This window comes from bacterium endosymbiont of Bathymodiolus sp. 5 South (assembly GCF_900128535.1).
GTDB lineage: Bacteria > Pseudomonadota > Gammaproteobacteria > PS1 > Pseudothioglobaceae > Thiodubiliella.
Window position 1 is genome coordinate 1 of sequence record NZ_FQTR01000276.1, and the last position, 1,620, is coordinate 1,620.

Consider the following 1,620-nt stretch of genomic DNA (forward strand, 5'->3'; position numbering starts at 1 on the left):
CGCCTCATATGCACCTGACCAACTTGCGCCATAACTGACAGCTGAGCCTAAGAATCCGCTTTTGAAACTACCACCAGACAATCGACTTCGCACGCCACCAGTTACGCCATGGGCTATAAGTTTATTAAAACCCGCTTTCATTGGTGCAATACCTTGGCATTAAATCCTGCTGTTAATGCACCTAATATTCCTTGTTTTAAATCACCTTTGCTTCCTATCCTGCCTAACAAAAATCCTGCTGCATAAACATTTAATCTTGGGATAAATAAAATACCAATTAAAAAAAGGGTAGCGTCCCCAATATCTGATTTAATGCTCGCTCTTCAGATCTTAGGTGCTGGTAGTTGTTCATAATCACATTTTCTATGGAATGTGTTGCACTTGCAAGTTGAATTCAAGGCGCCCCCAATATCTCAGGGATTTGGATTCTTTAAAATATTTTCTATATCATGCATTTCATTATTTTTTAAGTTTTGATTAAAAAAATTATTTTCCTTAAGGTAATCTACAGCCTTTTCATAAGATATACTTAAATTGCTTTGCTTAGCTATGCTATAATTTTCTTTTAGCAACTTATAACCTAAACTATTAAATATCAATATTGTTTTCTTAGCCTCTTGAGAAAACTTTTTATTTAATTTTCCATTCAAATAAACACCATTTTCTGCAATATATGTAAAAAATGATAATGCGTATATATTACCATTAATCATAGATTTAAATAAATATTTTACCCCTAAAGATTTATTTATTTCTTTTGATAACCCTATTAAGTATAAATAACCTAAATAAAAGTTTCTATTACCCCATTCATCTCTATTTTTTACTAAGTAAGCATTTAAATAATTTTCTATTTTATGTGCTGATTTTGGTTTATATCTAATATACAAATCTGCCAATTCCAAATCATAATACCTCATCCCTTTATCAATCGCATCGGTGAGTAGCTTTATAGCTTTATTTACAGGGTATTTTTCTATAATGCCATCTCTGTGACACAAAGATAAATAATAATAACTTTTTAAAAATTTTAGCCTTACTGATTTTGAAAATAAATCACAAGCCAACTTCTTATTAACTCTAAATTGGTTATTACCTACATACATATCAACACCAAGATTGTGCAGTCTTCTTCCTTCTATATTAAGGTTATATGCAATTACAGAACTACTGCTCGCACCCAATAAGAGAAGAATAAATATTATACGCCTTATCATTCAATCCTCTGGTGGTAGCCACGCAGCACCTTTTCCACGACAAGCGTAGTAATTTAAAGAACTACAAACACTTTCATAATACATTTCTCTCCCAAGATATCCCAAAACATCATAAGCACTAGCTTTGAGAATCTTAAGATAACTCATATTCATGTCCCAAGGATTAGGAGTAGGAATATCGGTGGGATTATTATGTTTATCTCTCATATATTGTATACATATCATAACAGGTCCGCAATTCCTAGCCGGATTCCCTCCTGAAATGAGTCCTTGTATTACTGGATCCTTGAGACTAGTGACAGAATCTCTTAGCTTTACTGCTAAATCATTAAACATCCTACTAAACGCCGCACTCATCCCGCCATTAGCAAACTTACCGCCACCCAACTCAGCGGCAACCCCG

Annotated in this window: 2 protein-coding genes; both read right to left on the reverse strand. The window is 33.5% G+C overall.

The window, feature by feature from the left end; genetic code table 11:
* Positions 1–413 precede the first annotated feature (413 nt).
* The gene (locus BBROOKSOX_RS10780; RefSeq protein WP_139661786.1) at positions 414–1,217 is read right to left on the reverse strand and encodes a sel1 repeat family protein; all 804 of its coding nucleotides are present in this window, start codon (positions 1,215–1,217) and stop codon (positions 414–416) included.
* Positions 1,218–1,620 (reverse strand): hypothetical protein (locus tag BBROOKSOX_RS10785; protein WP_180324015.1); only part of this gene is annotated, 403 nt, incomplete at its 5' end.